This is a genomic window from Chthonomonas sp., assembly GCF_035294505.1.
Taxonomy (GTDB): Bacteria; Armatimonadota; Chthonomonadetes; order Chthonomonadales; family Chthonomonadaceae; genus Chthonomonas.
The window spans coordinates 1-1845 of the sequence record NZ_DATGKU010000203.1 but is presented as its reverse complement, the minus strand read 5'-3'; the positions used below and the strand labels follow the sequence as shown (position 1 = coordinate 1845).

Genomic DNA, 1845 nt, shown 5'->3' with positions numbered 1-1845 from the left:
TGACAGGTCTCGAACCTGCGACCTCATGCTCCCAAAGCATGCGCTCTTCCAACTGAGCTACACCCCGCTTTTTACAATGTATTATACCCTATCCGGCTCTCTCACAGGCTATTACATCCCGTCTATTCTCTGCACCGGCTCTAACGCCCTGCGTGCCAGACTGTTCGTAAGGAGCAGCAGAGTCAACAACCACCGCCTACAGGAACGCGGCGGCTTGCCCTTGCCGTGAGGGGGTCTCCGTCGCTGTAGCAAACGAGGAAGATACGCTGTTGAACGCGCTTCGAAATCGCAAAAGAAAGGAGGGGGATAGGTCGGCTTGGGCTGTCTTCTGCCGCCTCAAAAGGCGACGGGACAATCCCCCATATCGGCGACAATCCCCTTGTCTCCGTTTTTATGGACTTTCGGTTTAACCCGCTTACCGTGGAGATATGGCGGCATCGGTTAGCCTCTATCGCCGAGGAGATGGGAACCACTCTCGAACGGGTGGCCTACTCGCCCAACATTCGCGAGCGGCTCGACTACTCCTGCGCCCTCTTCGATGCACGGGGGCGTCTCATAGCTCAAGCCGCTCATATACCGGTGCACCTCGGTGCGATGCCCCTCATGATGCGCAAACTGCTGCGAGCTGTGTCGTGGTCTCCTAACACGCTATGGCTTTGCAACGATCCTCGCTTTGGCGGAACCCATCTGCCGGATCTCACCCTCACCGCGCCGGTCTACACACCTAACCGCACGAAACGGCTCATCGGCTTTGTCGCCTGTCGCGCCCATCATGCTGACATCGGCGGCATGACCCCCGGCTCGTTACCGCTTTCGCTATCTGCCTATCAAGAAGGGCTTATTTTGCCGCCAGTTGCCCTGGTAGAAAAGGGCCGACAGCGTGAAGACCTACTCGATCTGCTCTGTGCAAACTCTCGCTCCCCCCACGAGCGACGAGGCGACATCGCCGCCCAAATAGCCGCTTGTCACGTTGGCATACGCCGCATGCAGCAACTGGTGAATCAGCACGGACTTACCTCCTTCTTGCACCATGCAGAAGAGACCATTCACTATGCAGAGGCCGCGATTCGCCAGCTTCTGGCACAAATGCCCGTCGGCTCTTGGCAAGCCGCTCAACGTTTGGAGCTACCCACCGATGAGGTGAAGTATTTAAAGGTGACCCTTCGTTTCGACGGCTCGGGCACGGCGCAGTTCGACTTTTCGGGAACCTCTGCCCAAACGCAGAGCTGCCTTAACGCAACCGAAGCCATAACCCATGCCGCCTGCGCCTACGTGGTGCGCTGCCTGGCCTCGGAGGAGCTTCCCACCAACGAAGGCTGCTTTATTCCCCTCCAGATCATCGCGCCCGAAGGTACGCTGGTCAACGCGCGTTTTCCTGCAGCTACCGCCGGCGGCAACGTGGAGACCTCACAACGCCTGGTCGCTCTGCTCCTGGCCGCATTGCGACTGGCGCTCCCTCACCAAATGCCGGCAGATAGCCAGGGCACCATGAACAACGTGGTCATCGGCGGCATCCCAACCGGCGAAGAGGGTCAACAAGAAGCCTGGACCTACTACGAGACCCTCGCCGGCGGGGCCGGAGCCTCACCTCAAGCACCAGGGGCCTCTGCCATGCATACCCACATGACCAACACCCGTAACACCCCTGTGGAGGCGTTAGAATCGTACTATCCGCTGCAGGTGGTAGAGTATGCGTTGCGTGAAGGCAGCGGAGGACGAGGGTTCCACCCAGGCGGTGAGGGGCTAATACGCCGTCTAAGGCTTCGCGCGCCGGCCCACATCACGTTGCTTACTAGCAGCCGTGCCCAGAGACCGCAAGGGGCTAACGGCGGGGAGGCGGGTGCT

2 protein-coding genes are annotated in these 1845 nt (G+C 59.7%); both read left to right on the top strand.

Annotated elements, in window-relative coordinates; translation table 11 throughout:
* On the top strand, positions 1-229 hold a 229-nt coding region (locus tag VKV18_RS12690; protein WP_324204567.1), incomplete at its 5' end, for a hypothetical protein.
* 164 nt (positions 230-393) lie between these two features.
* A partial coding sequence (locus tag VKV18_RS12685) for a hydantoinase B/oxoprolinase family protein (RefSeq protein ID WP_324204566.1) occupies positions 394-1845 on the top strand: 1452 nt, incomplete at its 3' end.